Consider the following 18,703-nt stretch of genomic DNA (forward strand, 5'->3'; position numbering starts at 1 on the left):
CAATGGAGACCGTGAACCAGAAGCACGCCACCGCCCCGTCCGCCGGGACCGTACCGCCGTCGTCGTGGCGGGTCCTGTGGCAGGACACCTTCGACGGGCCGGCCGGTTCGCCGCCCGACCCCGCCCTGTGGCAGGTCGTCACCGGGCAGCCGTTCGGCGCCGGCATCGAGTTCCACACGGACGACCCCGCGAACGTCGGCCTCGACGGGGCCGGGCATCTGAGGATCACCGCCACGCATGAGGAAGGGGAGTACCGGGCGGCGTGGCTGGAGACCCTGCGCGAGGACTTCGTGCCGCGTCCCGGCGGTGCGCTGCGCCTGGACGCCCGGGTGAAGACCGCGGCGGGCCCCGGCCTGGACTGTGCTCTGTGGGCGTGGGGCACTCAGCTGCGCCACCGGGGTGACGAGGACCCGGTGCAGGCCTGGTACCGGGCCGGGGAGATCGACGTCCTGGAGGCGCTGGGCTCGGAGCCCGACTCGGTGTGGGGTGCCGTGCACTCCCCCGAGTGCCACCAGATCCCGTCCCTCGGCATGGGCGCGCGCACCACCACCGAGGACGGCAGTGCGCTCAGCGAGGACTTCCACACCTACTCGGCGGTCTGGCGGCGCGGCCCCGACTCGATCACCTGGTACCTGGACGGCCGCGAGTATCTGCGGCTGACCCCGCAGGACACCACCCCGAAGGGCTGGCTGTTCGACCAGCCGGTGTACTTCTGTCTGGCGATCATCATCGGCAGCCCGGGCGGCCCGGTCCTGCCGGGCGACCCCGACCCTTCCACGCTGCCGTCGTCGCTGCTCGTCGACAGCATCACCGTCTCCGAGGAGATCCCGGCGTGACCGCGGGCCCCGATCTCGACGCGCTCGTCGCGGAGCTGGTCGACCGGGTGCTGGACGATCCGACCGGCGCGCTGGGTCCCTCGGTGTACGAGACGGCCCGGCTGGTGCCGCTGGCCCCCTGGCTGGACGGCGACACCGCCCGGGTCCGTCATCTCCTGGACGAGCAGCGGCCCGACGGCAGCTGGGCCGGGCCCGGCGGGTACGCCCTCGTGCCGACGCTGAGTGCGACGGAGGCGCTGCTCGCCGTGCTGGGCCGGGAGGGCGAGACGCCGCCGCTGCCGCGTGCCGGTCTCGCCGAGGCCGCGCGTCGGGGGCTCGCGGCGGCGGCCGCTCTGGTGGCCCGGCCGGTGCCGTCGACGGTCGTGTTCTTCATGCTGATCCCGGCCCTGGTGGAGGGCGTCAACGCCCGTCTCGCCGTCCTCGGGGACGCGGCGGCTCAACCGCTGGCGCTGCCGCACGGGTTGACCGACGACGCCCTGCGCGCGTTGCGCGGCGGCGCCTGGCGCAATCCGCTCGCCGGTCACTATCTGGAGATCGTCGGCCCGGCGGCCGTCGGTGCCGCGGTGATGGAGCCGGTCGACGGGGTCGTCGGCTGTTCCGCGGCCGCCACGGCGGCCTGGCTCGGCCCGCGCGAGCCGGCCGATCCCACGCATCCCTCGCTACGTTTCCTGCGGCGGGCCCAGGAGCAGGGCGGCGGCCGGGTCGCCGCGATGACCTCGCTCGTCTTCTACGAACGCGCGTGGATCGCCGGCAACCTGGCGACCGCGGGGGTGCCGCGCGAGGTGCTCGCCCCGCTGCTGAAGGAACTGCCGGGCGACGTCGGCCGGTCGGGTGCCCCCACCGCGCCGGGATTCGCGTACGAGGCGGAGACCAGCGCGATCGTCCTCGCGGCCCTGGCCCACCTGGGGGCACCCCAGGAGCCCGCGTACCTGTGGCAGTACGACGCGGGCAGCCACTTCATGTCCACGATCCCGGAGCACGAGCCCTCCACGACCACCAACGCCCACATCCTGGAGGCCCTGGGCTGCCATCTGGCCGGCGATCCTGTCGACGCCGACCGCTACCGGGACGCCGTGGCCCGGATCGCGACATGGCTGCGCAACCACCGGCACCCGGACGGCAGCTGGTCCGACAAATGGCACGCCTCGCCCTACTTCGCGACGATGCGCTGCGCCCTGGCCCTGCACCGGTATGTCGGCCCGGACACGGCCGACACGCTGCGCGGGTCCGTGGCCTGGCTCCTGGAGCAACAGCGCGAGGACGGCTCCTGGGGCCGCTGGGAGGGCACAGCCGAGGAAACCGCCTACGCGGTACGCACCCTGCTGGAACTGACCGCCGACACCCCCTCGGAGGAGGCGGCCGAGGCCGTGCAACGGGGCTGCGCCTTCCTCCTGGAACACGGCCTGAACGTGGAACGCCACCCCCCGCTGTGGATCGGCAAGGAACTCTACGCACCCGCCCACCTGGTGCGCGCGGCAGTACTGGGAGCCCTGCTCGCGGCCCGACGATGACCGCGGCCTCCGCCGGGCCCGGCCCTGGGCCGCACGGCCCGGCGGAGACCAGGCGCCGGCCGCCCCTTACCCAAGTGGCGGCCCCTCGGTGCGCCCAGGCCGCCCCCACCGACGCGGCACCCAGGCCGCCGCCCGGCGCGGCACCGATGCCGCCATCTCGGCCGGCACCCGCGCGGACCGAGGCCGCGGCCCGGCGGAGACCGCCCGGCCGTTCCCCGGTCTCGCCCCTCGGTGCCACAGGCGCCGTCCCGGCGCTGACCCAGGGGCACGACCCAACGGGATCATGCGCCACCAGGGCTGCCCCAGGTCACGACCCCTCGGTGCCCCACCTCGCCGCCCGGCGACGACCCAGGCCGCAGCTCGGCGTTGCCTCAGGCCCGGCCGGCGCTGACCCAGGTCCGGGCCCGGCGGGGAACCGATCAGCACCCAGCCCTCCCCCACCCCGCCAATAACACAACTCAGCCAGTCTATTAACCCGGTTCAGTTATGCTGTGACCCGGAATTCGCCGACCGGTCCTGCCGGGCGGCGCGCAAGACCGTCACTTCGGAAAGGTCGATCGATGACGTCACACGTCCAGGACACGTACGGCACCCAGGAGGCCGTCGGACTCGACGACGAGCTGGCCCTGGAGCGTGCGTACGTCGCGATGTGCCGCGAGGCGATGACCCGCCAGGTGGACGATGCCCAGTGCCAGGTCGTCGCGGGCGAGGACGTGTCGGGCGACGGCGCGAGCGCCGAGGCGCTGGGCCGCTATCTGCGCACCCGGGCACGGCAGATGGCGGAGGAGCCCGACAGCCCGCTGTTCTTCGGCCGGCTCGACTTCGAGGACACGGAGGACGCGGGGGACCACCGGCGGCAGCGGTACTACATCGGCCGCAGGCGGGTCTCGGAGCACCCGGCCGCACCGCCGCTGGTGATCGACTGGCGTGCGCCGGTCTCGCGCACCTACTACCAGGCGAGCGCCCTGGAGCCGCGCGGAGTCGCGGTGCGGCGGCGCTTCGGCTGGGCGCCCTGGAGCCATGGCGCTCCGGAGGACCTCACCGGACTGGAGGACGAGCACCTCGACCACGCCCGTGGCGAGGGCGACGGTGACGCGGCGAGCGCGATCGTCGCGGCCGAGATCGAGCGGCCCAGGCTCGGCCCGATGCGTGACATCGTCGCCACCATCCAGCCGGAACAGGACAACCTGGTCCGCAGCGAACTGAACGAGTCGGTGTGCGTGCAGGGCGCGCCGGGTAGCGGCAAGACCGCCGTGGGTCTGCACCGCGCGGCGTTTCTCCTCTACACGTTCCCGGAGCGGCTGCAGCGCAGCGGTCTGCTGATCATCGGCCCGAACCGCACCTTCCTGCGCTACATCTCCGAGGTGCTGCCGTCGCTGGGCGAGATCGACATCGCCCAGCTCACGGTGGAGGACGTGGTGGCCCGGCACCCGGTCAAGCGGGTGGACGGGGAGGACGTGGGCGTGCTGAAACACAGCGACCGGATGGCGACCGTCCTGGAGCGGGCCCTGTACGCCCGGGTGAGGCACCCGGAGGAGTCGATCGCCGTCACCGACGGGTCGTACCGCTGGCGGGTCGACTCGTACGACCTGGCCCGCGTCATCGACGAGGTGCGGGGCATGGGGGTGCCGTACGGCGTCGGGCGCGAGCATGTGCGTTCGCGGGTGGTGACGCTGATCCAGCAGCAGGCCGAGCGGCGGGCCGGGCCGAAGAGTGTCACCTGGGCGCGGAAGATCGGCCGTTCGAAGCCGGTCGCCGCGCTGCTGGAGGCCGCGTGGCCGGTGACGCGGCCGGAGGAGGTCGTGGCCGCGCTGCTGAGCGACCCGGCGGTGATGGAGGAGGCGGCGGACGGCGTGTTCGACGCGGCCGAGCAGCGGGCGCTGCTGTGGGCCAAGCCGCCGCGGTCGGAGAAGAGCGCGACCTGGTCGGTCGAGGACATGCTGTTGCTCGACGAGGTCGCGGGGCTCATCGAGCGCCCCGAGGGCTTCGGCCATGTGGTCGTGGACGAGGCCCAGGACCTGTCGCCCATGCAGTGCCGGGCGATCGCCCGCCGCAGCGCGTTCGGGTCCATCACGGTGCTGGGCGACCTGGCCCAGGCGACGGCGCCCTGGTCGGCGCGGTCCTGGCAGGAGCAGTTGACGTATCTGGGTAAGGCGCAGGCCACGGTCGTCCCGCTGACCACCGGCTTCCGTGTTCCGGCGGCGGTGATGGAGCTGGCCAACCGGCTGGTGGGGGCCCTCGGTGTGGATCTGCCGCCGGCCCGTTCGCTGCGCCATGACGGCGAGTTGACGGTCAGCGAGGTCGACGACATGGCGGCCGCCACGGTGTCCGCGGTGCGTGCGGCGCTCGACCGCGAGGGGTCGGTCGCCGTGATCGCAGCCGACGACGCGGTGGCCGCGACCTCGGCGGCGCTGCGCAAGGCGGGCATCGAGACGGCGACCGCCGATGAGGTCGGCACGGCCGCCCGGGTGACCGTGCTGCCCGCGACGGTCGTCAAGGGCCTGGAGTACGACCATGTCGTGGTGGTGGAGCCGGCCGCGATCGTCGAGTCCGAGGCGCGCGGACTGCACCGGCTCTACGTCGTGGTGACGCGTGCGGTGTCCCGGCTGGACGTCCTGCACGCCCGGCCGCTGCCGGAGCCGCTCGTCGCCTGACCACGCCGATGTGACCGAGATGTGCGGCCCGGGGACTCCCCCGGGCCGCATTTTTTTACGGCTGCTTGACGAACTCCACGGCGGATCATTGCCTTTGGATCGGATGTTGGCCGGATTTCCGGTCCCGACGGTCACACTTGCGCCAAATTGCTGTGGCTATAGTCACTGATCGTTTTGTGGACTTCCTGAAGTTGCAGGATGGCTGAAGACATACCGAAGCCTCGGCACCCTAGGGAGCATCTTGCGGATGTCCATCGTCGGACGGGACATACAACTCACCCAATTGCATGACCTGCTGACCGCACGCGACCGCGGAGCGGGTCCGATCGCCCTGGTCAGTGGCCCTGCGGGGGTCGGCAAGACGGCCCTCCTGCATGAATTCACCCAGCACGCGGCGAAATCCGGGTCGCTCGTCCTGAGGGCGGCCTGCTCACCGAGGGAACGCTCCAACGCATGGGGCGTCGTCCACCAACTCCTGTGGCACACGGGACGATTCAAAGGAGCCTCACAGCATACGAGTGACACTCTCGCGGCCGTCGGCCGCAGCCTCGCGGCGGTCACCCGCGCCCCGGAAGGCGAACTCGACAAGTCGATGGACGAATTCTGCGCGGCCGTCATGGAATTGGCCGACGAGCAGCCCCTCATCCTCGCCGTGGACGACCTCCACGAGGCGGACCCCGAGTCGCTGGGCTGCCTCGGCCATCTGGCCCGCCGTATGGTCGCCTCGCGCGTCCTGGCGGTGTTCACCGACCGGCCGGGTGCCCTGCCTCCGTACTCCGCCGCGCGCGCCGAGTTCGCCCGCCAGCCCGGCTTCCATCAGCTGCGGGTGCCTCCGCTGACCACGGACAACATCCGGCTGCTGCTGTCCGACCGGCTGGGCGTGCCGGTGGACGAGGCCGACGCCGAGGAGTTCCATGCGGCGAGCGGCGGCAGCCCGCTGCTGGCGCAGGCGCTGATCGAGGACACGCGCGATGCCCTGAACGGCACGGAGGCGGCGGCTTCACGGCCGGTCGCCGGGGAGATGTTCGACTCCGCGGTCGCCGACTGTGTGCACCGCGTCAGCGCGCCCGCGGCCGATCTCGCCCGGCATCTGGCGGTGCTGGGACCGGACGCCCTGACGGCGCTGCTCGATCGCAACAGCACCAGTCCGCCCACCCGGCTCTTCCAGGAGCTGACCCAGGCGGGCCTGCTGGCGGGCCCGGGGCTGCGCCATCCGAGGATGCGCACGGTGCTGTGCGGTGCGGTCTCCGCGGAGGAACGGGCCCGGCTGCATGGGCGTGCCGCGGTGCTGCTGCACGACAACGGCGCGCATCCGGCCACGGTGGCCGAGCACATCGTGGCGGCGGGAGGTATCGCGGAATCCTGGGCACCCCCACTGCTTCGGGAAGCCGCGGCCGAAGCGCTCGCCCACGACGAGTTCCCCAAGGCGATGCGGCTGTTCGACCTGGCCCACGCCATCTGCCCGGACGGGCCGCTGCGGGCGTCGATCCTGTTCGAGCGCACCCTGTCCGCCTGGCAGGTCGACCCGGCCAAGGCCATGCGCCGGCTGCCGGAACTCAAGGAGGCTCTGGAGGCCGGGCATCTGACGGCCACCTCGGGGGCGATGTCCCTGATCAAGAACCTGGTGTGGCACGGCTATGTGGACGAGGCCACGGACGTACTGCGCCTGGTCGACCGGCAGCTGGCCGACGATCCGGGCGAGCAGGGCGTGGAGGAGGTCAGGGCGCTGCAGCAATGGCTGTCCGTGCTGTGCCCGCCGTTCCACCGGCGCATGTTCGGCGATGTGTCCATGGATGTCGCCGACGAGATCGCCCCGGCGGCGATCGCCGCGCAGCCGCGTCTGCACGCGGCGACCGCCCTGTCCGTCGTCCTGCGGGGCGGTGAGCCGGAGCCCGCGGTGGTCGGGGCCGCGCATGTGCTGGAGATGTCCAGTCTGACGCCGACGCTGGAGACCATTCCGCTGGGGCTGATGACGCTGTACTACGCCGACCGCACGGAACAGGTCGACGCCTGGTGCACCACGCTGCTGGAGGCGGCCCGGGAGTGGAACATCCCTACCTGGGACGCGCTGCTGACCTCGCTGCGGGCGGCGAACCTGATCAGGCAGGGCCGGCTGCTGGAGGCCGAGAAGCACAGCGAACTGGCGCTGTCCCGGATGTCGTCGCGGGGCTGGGGGCTCAGCATCGGTATGCCGCTGGCGAGTTCGGTGTTCGCGCTGACCTCGATGGGCCGCTACGACGAGGCGCGGGCCCGGCTGAGCCGGCCGGTGCCCGAGGCGGTGTTCGAGACGCTGTTCGGCCAGCACTACCTGTACGCCCGGGGCCGTTTCCATCTGGCCACGGGGCGTCTTCAGGCGGCTCTCGGTGACTTCCTGGCCTGCGGGAAGGCCCTGGAGAGCTGGGGGGTGGGCGACACCACGCTCATCCCGTGGCGCACCGGGGTGGCCGAGGCCCGGCTGCGGCTGGGCGAGCCGGACCAGGCCGTCACCTATCTGCGGGAGGAACTGGCCCGGCACAAGGGCTGCCCGAGGGTGCACGGCAACGCCCTGCGGCTGCTGGCCTCGACGATGGAACCCCGGCAGCGGCTGCGGGCGCTGCGGGAGGCGGTGGACGAACTCCAGGACTCCGGCAGCGACTTGCTGCTGGCGCACGCCCTCGGTGATCTGGGCCGCGTCTACCACCTGCTGGGGCAGTCCAACCGGGCCCGGGTGATCGTACGGCGTGCCTATCGGATGGCGAAGAAGTGCCATGCCGAGCCGCTCGCGCAGAACCTGCTGCCCGACGCGGAGCGGGCGGCCGACGGCCGGGCCTGCGCGGCCGGGCACGAGGCGTCCGAGCAGGTGCACGACGTGCTGTCGGAGGCCGAGTTGCGGGTCGCCGCGCTCGCGGCGGAGGGGCACACCAACCGCGAGATCGCGCGCCGGCTGTTCATCACGGTCAGCACGGTCGAGCAGCACATGACGCGTGTCCTGCGCAAGCTCAACCTGTCCCGCCGTGACGAACTGCCGCAAGGGCTGGACTCTATGGGCGGTTCAGCCGCACCGGCAGTGAGTGGAGCCCGCGGATGAGCGTGCTGGTGCGCCAGCGCACGTCGTCGGGGTCGATGGCGAGACGCATGGCGGGGTATGTGTTGAGCAGGGCGCCGAACGCCACCTGCGCCTCCATCCTCGCCAGCGGCGCGCCGAGGCAGTAGTGGATGCCGTGCCCGAAGGCGACATGGCCGCCGGTGGGCCTGCGGACGTCCAGTGTGTGGGGATCGCCGAAGCGCTCCGGGTCCCGGTTGGCGGACGCCAGTGCGAGCAGCACGAAGTCGCCGGCCGGGATCTCGGTGTCGCCGATGCGCAGGTCCTCGGTGGCGCAGCGGAAGGTGGCGTGCTTCAGCGGGCTCTCCAGCCGCAGGAACTCCTCCACGGCGCCGGGCAGCAGGGAGCGGTCCTGGCGCAGCGCCTCCCACTGGTCCAGGTTCCGCATCAGGTGCAGGGTGCCGTTGCCGAGGGTGTTGACGGTGGTCTCGTGGCCGCCGATGAACAACAGGAAGGCCATCGAAACCAGTTCGGTCTCGGTGAGCCGGTCGTCGACGTCACGGGCCGAGACCAGGGCGGCGAGGACGTCGTCGGTGGGCGTACGGCGCTTGCGCTCGATCAGCTCGCCGAGGTACTCGATCATCGCGGTCGAGGCGGCGGCGGTCGCGGCCGGCGAGTCGCCGGAGACGAGCGCCTTGGACCAGGACTTGAAGTTCTCCTGCTCCTCCAGCGGCACGCCCAGCAGCAGACAGATCACCCGGATCGGCAGTGGGAACGCGAACGCGTCCAACAGGTCCACGGTGTCGTCGTCCGGCAGCGCGGCGAGCAGTTCGCCGGTGATCTGCTCGATCTCGGGGCGGAGCTTCTCGATGGCGCGGCTGGTGAAGGCCTTGTTGACCAGCTTGCGCAGCCGGGTGTGGTCCGGCGGGTCCGAGTGCAGCATGTGGGTGGCGAGAGCGGAGGAGAAGGCGCCGCGCTTGTTGCGGTCGGGCTCGTTCTGCGCGAACAGCCGGTCCGTCCTGTTCAGGTCGGTGCTCAGCCGGGGGTCGGCAAGGGCGGAGCGCACCTCCTCGTAGCCGGTGATCAGCCAGACCGGCAGGCCGCCGCAGACGGGAACCCCGGGAGGCATCATCACCCGGTGCGCCGAGCCTTCGGCGTTCAGGCGCGTGTACACGGAGTGGGGGTCCTGCATGAACGCGTCGTCGAGTTCCAGCGGGGCTGAATCCTGAATCATGGGCACATCCTCGGAAATGACGGCTACGGGCCGTTCGCGGGTCGCGCTGAGCCTACGTACGCCCCCGCCCCGACGGCGTTGATCCACGGTCGGAAGAGGGGGTGTAGGGGCCTGATAGGGGCCGCCCGCCGGGTCTGACGGTCAGTCTCGGCGGGCGGCCTGAGCAGCCACCGGGCCGGGGGAGATCACCCGGCGGCTGCTGGTCTTCGGGGCGGGGTCAGCTGCTGGGCGCCAGATCGCCTTCCGCGGTCCGGGTCTGCTCGGCGGGGGCCTGTGCGGGCTTGCGTAGATCGATGGTGATCAGCAGGCCGGCGAGGAGCGCGGCGACGCCGGTGATGCCCGCGGCCCACAGGCTGGCGACGGCGTAGCCGTGCACGGTCGCCTCGGTGACGGCCCGTTCGCCGCGGCCGCCGGAGGCGATCCGGTCGGCGGTGACGCTGGTGGCGATGGCGTTGAGGAGCGCCGTGCCGATGGAGCCGCCCAGCTGCTGGGAGGTGCTGACGAACGCGGACACCACACCGACCTCCTGCGGCGGCACCCGGTAGGTGGCGGCGCTGATGCAGGGCGAGATGACAAGTCCGACGCCGATGCCGAGGAGGATCTGGGTGGGCATCAGGGTGGAGGCGTAGGAGCTGTCGGGGGTGAGCCGGCCGAGGTTCAGCAGGCCCAGCATCGCGATGAGCAGGCCCGGCACCACCAGCATGCGCAGCGGTACGCGGGGCACCAGCCGGGCGGCGATCTGGGTGGAGGTGAGCACGGTCGCCACGGTCGCCGGCAGGATGGCGAGGCCCGTGCGCAGCGGCGAGAAGTCCATCACCACCTGGAGCTGGTAGGTGAGGATCAGGAAGAGGCCAAACAGGCTGACCATGGCCAGCGCGATAGTCAGGCTCGCTCCCGCCCGGTTGCGGTCGGCGACCAGCCGCAGCGGCAGCAGCGGGACCGGCCCCTTGGCCTGGGCCAGGCCGAACGCGGCGAGCAGCACCAGTGCGGCGGCGAGGCAGCCGAGGACGCGGGCCGAGGTCCAGCTGTGGGTCGCGGCTTGGTCGAAGGCGTAGACGAGGGAGAGCATCCCGAGGGCGGAAAGCACCGCGCCGGGTACGTCGATCCGCTGGCGGTTGGCGGGCATGGCCGGCAGCAGCAGCCAGGCCCCGGCCACCACGGCCGCGCCGATCGGGACGTTGACGTAGAAGCACCAGCGCCAGTCGAGCCACTCGGTGATCACACCGCCGCCGAGCAGTCCGATGGCGCCGCCCGCGCTGGCGACCGAGCTGAAGACGCCGAACGCCTTGGCGCGTTCCCGCGGTTCGGTGAAGGTGGTGGCGAGCATGGCCAGGGTCGAGGGGACGAGCAGCGCGGCGAACACGCCTTGGGCCGCGCGGGCGGCGACGAGCACCTCGGCGTTCGGCGCGGCGCCGCCCACGACCGACGCGGCGGCGAAGCCGACGGCCCCGGCCATGAACGCGCGCTTGCGGCCGACGAGATCGCCGACGCGTCCGCCAAGCAGCAGCAGCGCGCCGAAGGCGAGAGTGTAGGCGGTCACCACCCACTGCCGGCTCGCGTCCGACATCCCGGTGTCCTGCTGGGCCCAGGGCAGGGCGATGTTCACGATGGTCATGTCCAGCATGACCATCAGCTGGGCCAGGGCAATCACCCCCAGCCCCCACCACCGGTAGCGCACCGACCTCTCGGTGGAGGCCGCTGTTGCCTGTGCCATGTCCTGCCCGTCCTTCCGTCAGCGCGGGCGGCAGCCCGTCCGTCTTCCGCGGCGGACACTAGAGCAGATTTCTTAACCAAGTCAATTCACAGACTCGGTCACCTGATTGCCCCGGTAAGGGATGTGCTAGGATGGCCTGGTGAATGCGCCGATGGGCTTGCGGGAGCGCAAGAAACAGCGAACGCGAGAGACGATCTCCGACACGGCGATCACTCTCTTCCTGGAGCACGGGTTCGACCAGGTCTCGGTCGTCGACATCGCGGCGGTCGCCGAGGTCTCCAAACCCACGCTGTTCAAGTACTTCCCCACCAAGGAAGACCTGGTCGTCCACCGCTTCGCCGACCACCAGACGGTGGCCAGCAGCGTCGTGGCCGAGCGGCCGCCCGGGGTGTCCGCGATCGACGCGCTGCACCAGCACTTCCTGGACGGGCTGGCGGCCCGGGACCCCATCACGGGGCTCAACGACGACGAGGACGTCCTGGCCTTTCACCATCTCGTGTACTCCACGCCGAGCCTGGTGGCGCGCGTCAGCAAGTACCTGGCCCAGGCCGAGGACGCGCTGGCCGAGACCCTGGCCGGCGCGCTCGACTCGGACCGCGAGATCACCGCGGCCTTGCTGGCCGGCCAGGTGATCGCTACCGAGCGCATCCTGGCGTCGGTGAACTGGCGGCGCATCGTCGCGGGACGGTCCGCGGACGAGGTCCACCCCGAGGCGGTCGCCGACGCCGACCACGCCTACGCCCTGCTGCGCCACGGCCTGGCGGGCGTCGCCCCGCGGAAGTAGGAACGACGACGAAGGCGCCGCCTCCGAAGAGGCGGCGCCTTCGTCGTGCTCCCGTCCTACGGCGTGTCAGCCCGTCCCCTGCGCGGGCTGATCCGAACCGTGGCCGGGCTCCTGCCGGGGCAGGTTGTTGTGGCGCTCGATGTAGTCGGCGAGCCGGTCCATGCTGTCCGTGCCGCGCTCCCGGAAGGCCTTCGCCTGGGAGGCCATGTCGGCCGGGGGCGCTGTCACATTGGTTGACTGGATGGGATGACCTTCTGGTTGATCAGCCTGGGAAGGGTCGTCCGTGGGGAGCGCGTCGCTGTCGCACAAGGGGCACCGGTACCCGGTCGAGGTCATCTCCCACTGTGTGTGGCTGTACCACCGCTTCCCGCTCAGCTTCCGCGAGGTCGAGGAACTCATGCTCGAGCGCGGCGTGACCGTCTCCTACGAGACGGTGCGCCGCTGGTGCGCCAAGTTCGGGCAGCGGTACGCAGGCGCGCTGCGCCGGCGGCAGCCCCGGCCTGGTGACACATGACACCTGGACGAGGTCTTCATCAACATCAATGGAGAACAGAAGTATCTGTGGCGGGCGGTCGACCAAAACGGCAACGTCCTGGACATCCTGGTGCAGAACCGGCGGGACAAGGCCGCGGCCAGGCGCTTCTTCCGCCGGCTGATGAAGAAGACGCACGCGGTGCCGCGGGTGATCGTCACCGACAAGCTCCGCTCCTACGGCGCCGCCCACCGCGAGGTCATGCCCTCCGTCGAGCACCGTCAGTCGAAGTACCTCAACAACCGAGCCGAGAACAGCCACCAGCCCACCAGACAGCGTGAACGGGCGATGAAGGGCTTCCGCTCCGTGGGCGGGGCCCAGCGGTTCCTGTCCGCGTTCAGCGGTATCTCGCCCCACTTCCGGCCCCGCCGACACCTGATGACCGCTGCCGCCCACCGAGCCGAGATGAGCATCCGCTTCGCAATCTGGGAGCAGATCACCGGCGTCGCCGGCCTCGCCAACGCTGCCTGAGCACAGCCCGGAACCGAGCTGCACCACGCCGCGACGCACCGTCAGGCAGTCACACAGCCAACAACGTGACAACGCCCACCGATGAGATGCGTCGATGCACCAGCCGGGACACGCATCGGCCTCCACCAAGACCCTTGACGGCCTCACACGAGTACGCCCAGTCCCCGACGCGGAACAGCGGCGCGGGAGCGGTCAGCCGGTTCGCCACCAGTACCTCGATCACCTGGCCGTGCGTCAGGTCCGCCCGCGAATCCGGTGGCCGCAGCCCGTCGACGATCCCCGCGACGTCCAGCCGACGCAGAAACTCGGCAGCGACAGGCAGAGCGCCCAGCCGCTTGGTCACCACGGACTCAACCACGACCTCCACGCGAGGGCGTTCCGTCCGCCCGGACGACACTCCGGGCCGTCTACGAGACGGTCCTCAAACCAAGCGGTTGGATGCGGCGACTGCGGGTCGGGCAAGGGCGGCAGAGCTCGACCTGATTGCTCGGCGACGGCAGCCAACCCCAAAGCCCCTGCTCCCGCTCTCCCGACTCAGGGCGGCGCCAATCTGGAAGACCAACAGCGGCCTCCGGGCTTCCTGCCCCTCAGGAGCGGACAGGCCGTTCTCAGACCTCCCGGGGATCTTGCTGGTCGAGCGCGGCCAGCGCGCGAGTCGGATCGTCGATCAGATCGAACAGGCCGCTGGTCCGTCGCGCCCACTGCTCTGGATCCTCTCCCTCCGCGAACGCCGCAGCCGACGCGAACTGGTCCTGGAGGTTGACCGGCAGTCTGCCAGCCAGGGACGCACCGAGCTCTCGGCCCAGGACGGCTCGCGACGATGGCGGCCGCATGAAGCGGGCCAGCTTGCCGTCGCCGGGACGGCGATGCCGCTCGCGCCCTCGAGGGCCGCGACGGCATCGCGCACCCAGCCGCCATCCCAGGTGCCGGGGAGCGGAACCGCGATCCGCTGAACGCTGGCGATCGCGCCCCTCCCCAGCGCGAGCGAGAGCCCTCCCGGATCCTCGTGGTAGTTCAGGTAGCGGGCGGCGTCGACGCCTGGCGGGCAGACCTCGTCGAGCACGACGTCGCCGACGAAGTTGCCGGGGTCGACGAGCCACCCCTCCCGCACCACGACGGACGGCTTCAGACGGACCCGATACACATAGAACTGGCTGCGCTGGTCGGCCTGGTCGCGGATCCGACGCAGCATATTGTGGACAGCGGCCTCGTACGTACCGACGTGGAGGGCCTTCGCCCGCTGACGCGCGGCCCACGCGGAAACCCGCTGCTCTCCGCCCACCATCCTGCGGGTCTCGGGAGCCGAGACGGCTGCCGGGTCGAAGTCCCGCGTCGGCCAGTCTGCCTGCGTGCTCGTGTGGTACCAGGAGAACTGCGCGACCCTGTCGTCGTCGAGCGCCGGGTCGCCGGAGTCGAGCGTCACCCGAGGCGAGTCCTCGTGCCCGCAGGCCATGCCGCAGCCGGGGCAGGTCTCCTTCGCCTGCTCCCACCGATCGATCCAGTCCAGATCGACGAGCCACCGATGATCGCAGCGCCCACAGAGCATCTGCCGCTCGCGCCAGAAGTCAATCCGCCGTTCCACGACACCATTCTCCGGAAGCGTCCGACGGAGAACCAGCCTCAGCCGAGGTCTCGAAGCCGCCGGAACTCCGCTTCCGCGGCATCTGCTTCGCCGCGGAGCAGGCAGACGATCTGCTCTGCGAACCTGCTGGGATCCTCGGAACGCAGCTCAGCAGCGCAGCGAACGCCGTACCACTTGCCCGCGAAGGCCATCTCGGCGTTGAGCAGGCACTCGGACATGGCAGCGAGAGAACTGCTCATACTTCAACCCAACAGGCGGATGCGCCTGATGCGACGAGACCCCGGCAGATTCCTTCGGCGGGGCCTCGTCTCGCTCCGAGGATCCGTTCCCTACGAGACGTTCGCCGTCTTTACGCTCGTGTTGCTGACCGGCACGTCGATCCGGTCCCGAGCGACGACGACCCCGTCCTTGACGACGTAGCACTCGACGACGTGCTCACCCTTGAAGTCCGAGTGCTCGATGCGGACTCCCCGCTTGCTCGACTCGACGATCTGGCCGCGGATCTTGTCCCGCCGCTCTGCTTCCGGACCACGATTGAGCACCTTCCACTTGAGTGTGTAGGGCTCCCCGACCGAGCAGTTGGTGACCACGAACCTCAAGCTCTTGTCGGCCTTGAGCAGGATCCCGCCGCGACGCATCACGCGGAGCCAGGTCGGACGCCATCCGGCCTGCGTGACCTCGCAATCGATGGACACGGTCTCGGACACGTCGACCGGGAACTCGTCCTCGATGAACTCCTCGGTGTCCTTGAACGACCGGGACGACTCGCTCGCGCTCTTCGCCAGCGGCACCGACGTGCCGAAGACCTCGCGCCACTTCTTGTTGGCGGACGTCTTGCCTTCGTCCGCGATCGCCTCAAGGCATCGGTTGTACGCCTTCTTCGCCTTCGGCTGGAACTGCGCCTTGACGTGGACCTGCTGCCGGCTGCCCAGCGCCAGGTAGTACTCCTGCTCTGGTTGATCTTTGAGGAATTCGAAGAAGTCGCGGGCCATGAGGTCGAACGAGCCTGTGCCCGCTGCGTCGTAGTCGTCGGTCTGGTCGAAGAAGTTGTAGACGAGGGTGTCGATGAGCAGGCCGCCCATGTTTACGCCGTTCGCGTTCTTCCATGCCCGTGCCATCCGGGCGAGGTGGCGCATGTTCGTCGAGGTGCGGTCGTTGCACTCCTTGGTCGCGGCGATCTCCTCGCGTGGCTTGGTGACCTTCCAGCCTTCAGCCTTCGTGTTCGGGTAGTCGAAGCTGCCATCGGCGTTCTCGAATGCCGGCTGGACCTCGAACTTGAAGGCGTTGGACGTGAACCGCACTCGGACGACGCACTGGTCGACGCGGATCTCCGTGTTCTTGTACCGCGCCTTGAGGTCGTCGCGAACCCTCTCGAGAATCCTCCGCGGGCCGGTGTCCCCGTCGTAGCTCGACCGGATCCCGGGCGGGAGGATGAAGATCATGTCGAGGTCGGACACTCCCTTGATCGCGGTGTGCCGACCGAACGATCCGACCATCAGCTTGTAGTCGGTGCAGCCGTGCTTGTCGCGGAAGTCCTTGTTGAGCGCCTTCGTGATCTCGTCCCGCCGTGAGGCGACCGTCGTGGCCGTCTCCCCGACCTTCAGGTTCTTGAGCAGTGTTTCGAAGATCTCTGAGGTCTTCATCGTGATGCCTCGCCTTCGCCGAGCCGGAGCGCCTCCGGGAGGAAGAGGTCGATCTCGCGCGAGGTGAACGTCATCTCCTCGTTGTTCTGCAGCCCGCCCTGGGCTCGCGCGAACGCCCTGCTGCTCGTCCTGGGCGCGTCGGCGTACGCGTCGCGCGCCGCCTGCTGCAGCTCGTCCCGCCGCTCTCGGCCCTCCGCGTTGGAGACGGTGCCGGACATCAGGTCGGCGATGAGGGAGATGTAGGACTCCCGGACGTCCCACAGCCGAGAGGCGATGCCGCGGTGGGCCTCGGACTCCTCCTCGAACTTGAAGGTCTTCGTCCCAAGGCTCATCCAGCTGACCAGGAGCGCGATAGAAGAGGTCGCGAGGCTCGTCAGCACTGCGTTGCCGAGCAGGCCGACCACCGCGGCGAGGAAGGTGCCCGAGCCGATCGCGGTGAGAGCAATGAGGACGCCCTGCTGCCACCGGTGCTTGGTGAAGCAGATGTCCGCCTGCTTCTCATGGGTCTTGTGGCTGTAGACCACGCGCCCGAAGGCCTCTCGCATCTGCGCCAGAAGGTACGGGTCGCGGTCAGGCACCGCGTCGCTCTCGGGTGTCAATTCGTTCCTACTCGGTCGAGGACTCCAGGACATGCGCCTGAAAGTCAGTTGCACATCTTCTGAGTATGGCGGCGACCACTGACACTCCGACCGACTCGAGCTCCCTCCCGTTCAGGCCGCGCTCGATCCGGCCCGCCCTGCGGTCCTTTCCTGCTTCGCGCGAGTAGCGGAGAGCGGTGGACACGATGCCGCGGAGCCGCTCGCCTTCCCTCTCCGCGGCGGCCCCGCGAGGCTCCAGGCCCGGGCGAGAGCGAGGCTCGTTGCCCATTCGCGCAGGAGGTTGTGGCGATGGCGTCCTCCCGGCTCGAAGGCCTCGGCCTTCAGCTCCTCCTCCTCGCCGCACAGGCCGAGCTTCCGCGCTTGGCACCGGCTTCGTCAGTCATGGGTGGGCATGGCAGCGCTGCTGCGGGCAGACGAAGACCAGTCGTCCTGAGCGAAACCGACGCGTTCGGCTGACGAGTCGAGAGCGGCTCGTACTTGAGGAAGGAGGCAACTGTTGGGTTCATCAGCTGCAGCAGGCGACACAGCCGAGAACAGCAGCGATGTACCACGGTCAGTTCGACACTTGGCACGCACGACCGTGAGCGTAGAGCCCGCCGACAACCAGAGCGCCTCGCGAACACGATGACCGCGCCACCCGGCCTCTCCGGTCGTACTCGAGGACCTCCGGAAGGCGGGAGCCGCCAAGGCCGACGGCGCGCCTCCTCTGCCACAGTCGCAAGTCGACCGGATCGTCACCATCCTGCGCCGGGCAGGCTCTCAGGCCAGTGCACCTCGTGGACACGGAGCGCCACACCGGACGGCTGCGGGCCGTGGGAGCGGTACTCGGCACCGGCTGCACGGGGTGCGGTCACCCTCCTCTCGCGTTCGCGCTCCCAGTCCCCGGTCGCGGCAGCCACACAGCGATCATCCCCATCGGATGCGCGCTCACCGACGATGTGCGACGCTGCGAAGCGCGCCTACTTCGTCTCGTTCGGGTGGCTCGTGTGCACCTGCTCCAGGAAGACCGTGCGCTCGTGGACGTAGAACCAGATGCGCGCGGTGCCCTTCGCAGTCGGTTTGTGCTGCCACCGCTCATGGGTCGCGCCGCCACGCTCGATGACGCCGAGCTCACCCTTGAGCCGATAGTTCGTCGGCGTCGTGGACAGTGGCGTCCGCGTGAGGAAGTCCCAGGTCTCCGTCATGGGGTTGCGGATCGTCGCGACGAGGTCGCGCCAACCCTTCTGCGCGTCGGCTGTGGCGAAGCGGATCTCGTACTCGATCTTCTTCGGAGGGCGAGGAACCAGCTCGCCCTTCCTGGCGGCCGCCACGGCTACGGACGCTCCACGGTCTCATCGTCGTCGAACCACTCCAGACCGGCGCTGCCGCTGCTGAGCCCGGCCGCGACGGCGGTGGCCGTCTCCTTCCAGGAGGTCAGCTCTGCGATCGCGAGGTGCGGCTGATCGGTGGCGAACGACGCGCGCGCCGCATCGACGAGGTCCTGCGCGCAGGACTCCCGGTCGGCCGGCGACAGCGCGAGGATCCAAGGGAAGGCCTTGGACATCCGCTCGGCGAGCGAGCCGCGGTCGTCGAGGGTGACGGTGATGAGCTGCGCGGCAAAGTGCAGCAAGCGGGCACGGCCCTCGGCCTCGCGCTGCGACATCAGGACCAGAGCCTCGCCGTCGCGCCGGGTCACCGTCACGGGGTGGTCCTCGGCCTCGGCGAAGACCTCGGCGGAGTGCTTGCTCAGGTCCGAGGAGCGCCGAGTCGCCACGGGGAGGTCTGCTGCTATGGTCATGGATCCATAGTATTCGGAACGTATTCGGAAGTCTAGTGGAGGCCGCAGAGTGCGTGCGCCAGACTCGACCTCCGGATGCGGTCCGATGCCAGATCTCAGCCTTCCTTGATGCTTGAGTCAGACCCGAACTCACAGCCGGTCGATCGTCGAGATGGGGCGCGCACTTACAGAGGTGCTTACCTTGCGCCTGCCGACAAACTCATCCGTCCTGGTGGGGGCTGGTGTACGGGTGGTGTCGAGCGGGGGGCGTACCCCCACAGGACCGCCCACCTGGCCGCCACACCCGCAGACGCTGTCGGCGGTGGCCTGCCGCGGACAGCCGCACTAGCATCAGGTGGCCGGGC

General features: G+C 70.2%; 15 protein-coding genes and 1 pseudogene. 6 read left to right on the forward strand and 10 right to left on the reverse strand.

Going from position 1 to position 18,703, the window contains the following annotated elements; translation table 11 throughout:
* The first annotated feature begins 11 nt into the window (after nt 1-11).
* The 4 genes from ACWZEH_RS04140 (at nt 12) to ACWZEH_RS04155 (ending at nt 8,068) form a co-directional block, all read left to right on the forward strand.
* Complete coding sequence (locus ACWZEH_RS04140; RefSeq protein ID WP_456195708.1) at nt 12-836, forward strand: glycoside hydrolase family 16 protein; 825 nt, start codon at nt 12-14, stop codon at nt 834-836.
* Nucleotides 833-2,347: a hypothetical protein gene (locus ACWZEH_RS04145; RefSeq protein ID WP_456195710.1), complete on the forward strand. Its 1,515-nt coding sequence runs from the start codon at nt 833-835 to the stop codon at nt 2,345-2,347. Before ACWZEH_RS04140 ends, ACWZEH_RS04145 begins: the two co-directional genes overlap by 4 nt.
* Nucleotides 2,348-2,907: 560 nt before the next feature.
* Nucleotides 2,908-5,001 (forward strand): HelD family protein, encoded by a 2,094-nt coding sequence (locus ACWZEH_RS04150; protein WP_450679568.1) that lies wholly within the window; start codon nt 2,908-2,910, stop codon nt 4,999-5,001.
* A gap of 247 nt (nt 5,002-5,248) precedes the next feature.
* The gene (locus ACWZEH_RS04155; RefSeq protein WP_456195712.1) at nt 5,249-8,068 is read left to right on the forward strand and encodes an ATP-binding protein; all 2,820 of its coding nucleotides are present in this window, start codon (nt 5,249-5,251) and stop codon (nt 8,066-8,068) included.
* Here ACWZEH_RS04155 and ACWZEH_RS04160 read toward each other — a convergent pair.
* Together ACWZEH_RS04160 and ACWZEH_RS04165 are read right to left on the reverse strand one after the other, a co-directional pair.
* The gene (locus ACWZEH_RS04160) at nt 8,022-9,257 is read right to left on the reverse strand and encodes a cytochrome P450 family protein (protein ID WP_456195714.1); all 1,236 of its coding nucleotides are present in this window, start codon (nt 9,255-9,257) and stop codon (nt 8,022-8,024) included. The two genes, ACWZEH_RS04155 and ACWZEH_RS04160, sit on opposite strands and share 47 nt — an antisense overlap.
* A 217-nt stretch (nt 9,258-9,474) precedes the next feature.
* Complete coding sequence (locus tag ACWZEH_RS04165; protein WP_456195716.1) at nt 9,475-10,971, reverse strand: MFS transporter; 1,497 nt, start codon at nt 10,969-10,971, stop codon at nt 9,475-9,477.
* 139 nt (nt 10,972-11,110) lie between these two features.
* Here ACWZEH_RS04165 and ACWZEH_RS04170 point away from each other — a divergent pair, with 139 nt between their 5' ends.
* Entirely contained in the window at nt 11,111-11,755 is a 645-nt protein-coding gene (locus tag ACWZEH_RS04170) for a TetR family transcriptional regulator (RefSeq protein ID WP_307790966.1), read from the forward strand.
* Between the two features lie 66 nt (nt 11,756-11,821).
* Here the strand turns inward: ACWZEH_RS04170 and ACWZEH_RS04175 are convergent, their stop codons facing one another.
* Complete coding sequence (locus tag ACWZEH_RS04175) at nt 11,822-11,983, reverse strand: hypothetical protein (RefSeq protein ID WP_456195718.1); 162 nt, start codon at nt 11,981-11,983, stop codon at nt 11,822-11,824.
* Nucleotides 11,984-12,038: 55 nt separating this feature from the next.
* On the opposite strand from ACWZEH_RS04175, the pseudogene ACWZEH_RS04180 reads away from it, so the two are divergent.
* Nucleotides 12,039-12,758: pseudogene (locus tag ACWZEH_RS04180) on the forward strand (IS6 family transposase).
* Nucleotides 12,759-12,807: 49 nt separating this feature from the next.
* Here ACWZEH_RS04180 and ACWZEH_RS04185 read toward each other — a convergent pair.
* The 7 genes from ACWZEH_RS04185 to ACWZEH_RS04215 form a co-directional block, all read right to left on the reverse strand.
* Nucleotides 12,808-13,101 (reverse strand): DUF4277 domain-containing protein, encoded by a 294-nt coding sequence (locus ACWZEH_RS04185; protein WP_456195720.1) that lies wholly within the window; start codon nt 13,099-13,101, stop codon nt 12,808-12,810.
* A 324-nt stretch (nt 13,102-13,425) separates the two neighbouring features.
* Nucleotides 13,426-14,340 carry a hypothetical protein gene (locus ACWZEH_RS04190; RefSeq protein WP_456195722.1) on the reverse strand — a complete coding sequence of 305 codons (915 nt, stop codon included), beginning with the start codon at nt 14,338-14,340 and terminating at the stop codon, nt 13,426-13,428.
* Nucleotides 14,341-14,378: 38 nt separating this feature from the next.
* Entirely contained in the window at nt 14,379-14,579 is a 201-nt protein-coding gene (locus tag ACWZEH_RS04195) for a hypothetical protein (RefSeq protein ID WP_456195724.1), read from the reverse strand.
* A 90-nt stretch (nt 14,580-14,669) separates the two neighbouring features.
* Nucleotides 14,670-15,983, reverse strand: coding sequence for a nucleotide-binding domain-containing protein (locus ACWZEH_RS04200; RefSeq protein ID WP_456195726.1), 1,314 nt, complete (start codon nt 15,981-15,983; stop codon nt 14,670-14,672).
* A complete protein-coding gene (locus ACWZEH_RS04205; RefSeq protein WP_456195728.1) occupies nt 15,980-16,582 on the reverse strand; it encodes an SLATT domain-containing protein in 603 nt (200 codons plus the stop codon). The genes ACWZEH_RS04200 and ACWZEH_RS04205 overlap by 4 nt, the downstream gene beginning before the upstream one ends.
* 959 nt (nt 16,583-17,541) lie before the next feature.
* On the reverse strand, nt 17,542-17,892 hold the full coding sequence (locus tag ACWZEH_RS04210) for a hypothetical protein (RefSeq protein ID WP_076094230.1): 351 nt from the start codon (nt 17,890-17,892) through the stop codon (nt 17,542-17,544).
* A 2-nt stretch (nt 17,893-17,894) separates the two neighbouring features.
* Nucleotides 17,895-18,359, reverse strand: a complete 465-nt coding sequence (locus ACWZEH_RS04215) for a prevent-host-death protein (RefSeq protein WP_456195730.1) — start codon at nt 18,357-18,359, stop codon at nt 17,895-17,897.
* Nucleotides 18,360-18,703: the final 344 nt, after the last annotated feature.

It is taken from the genome of Streptomyces yamdrokensis, from assembly GCF_053890455.1.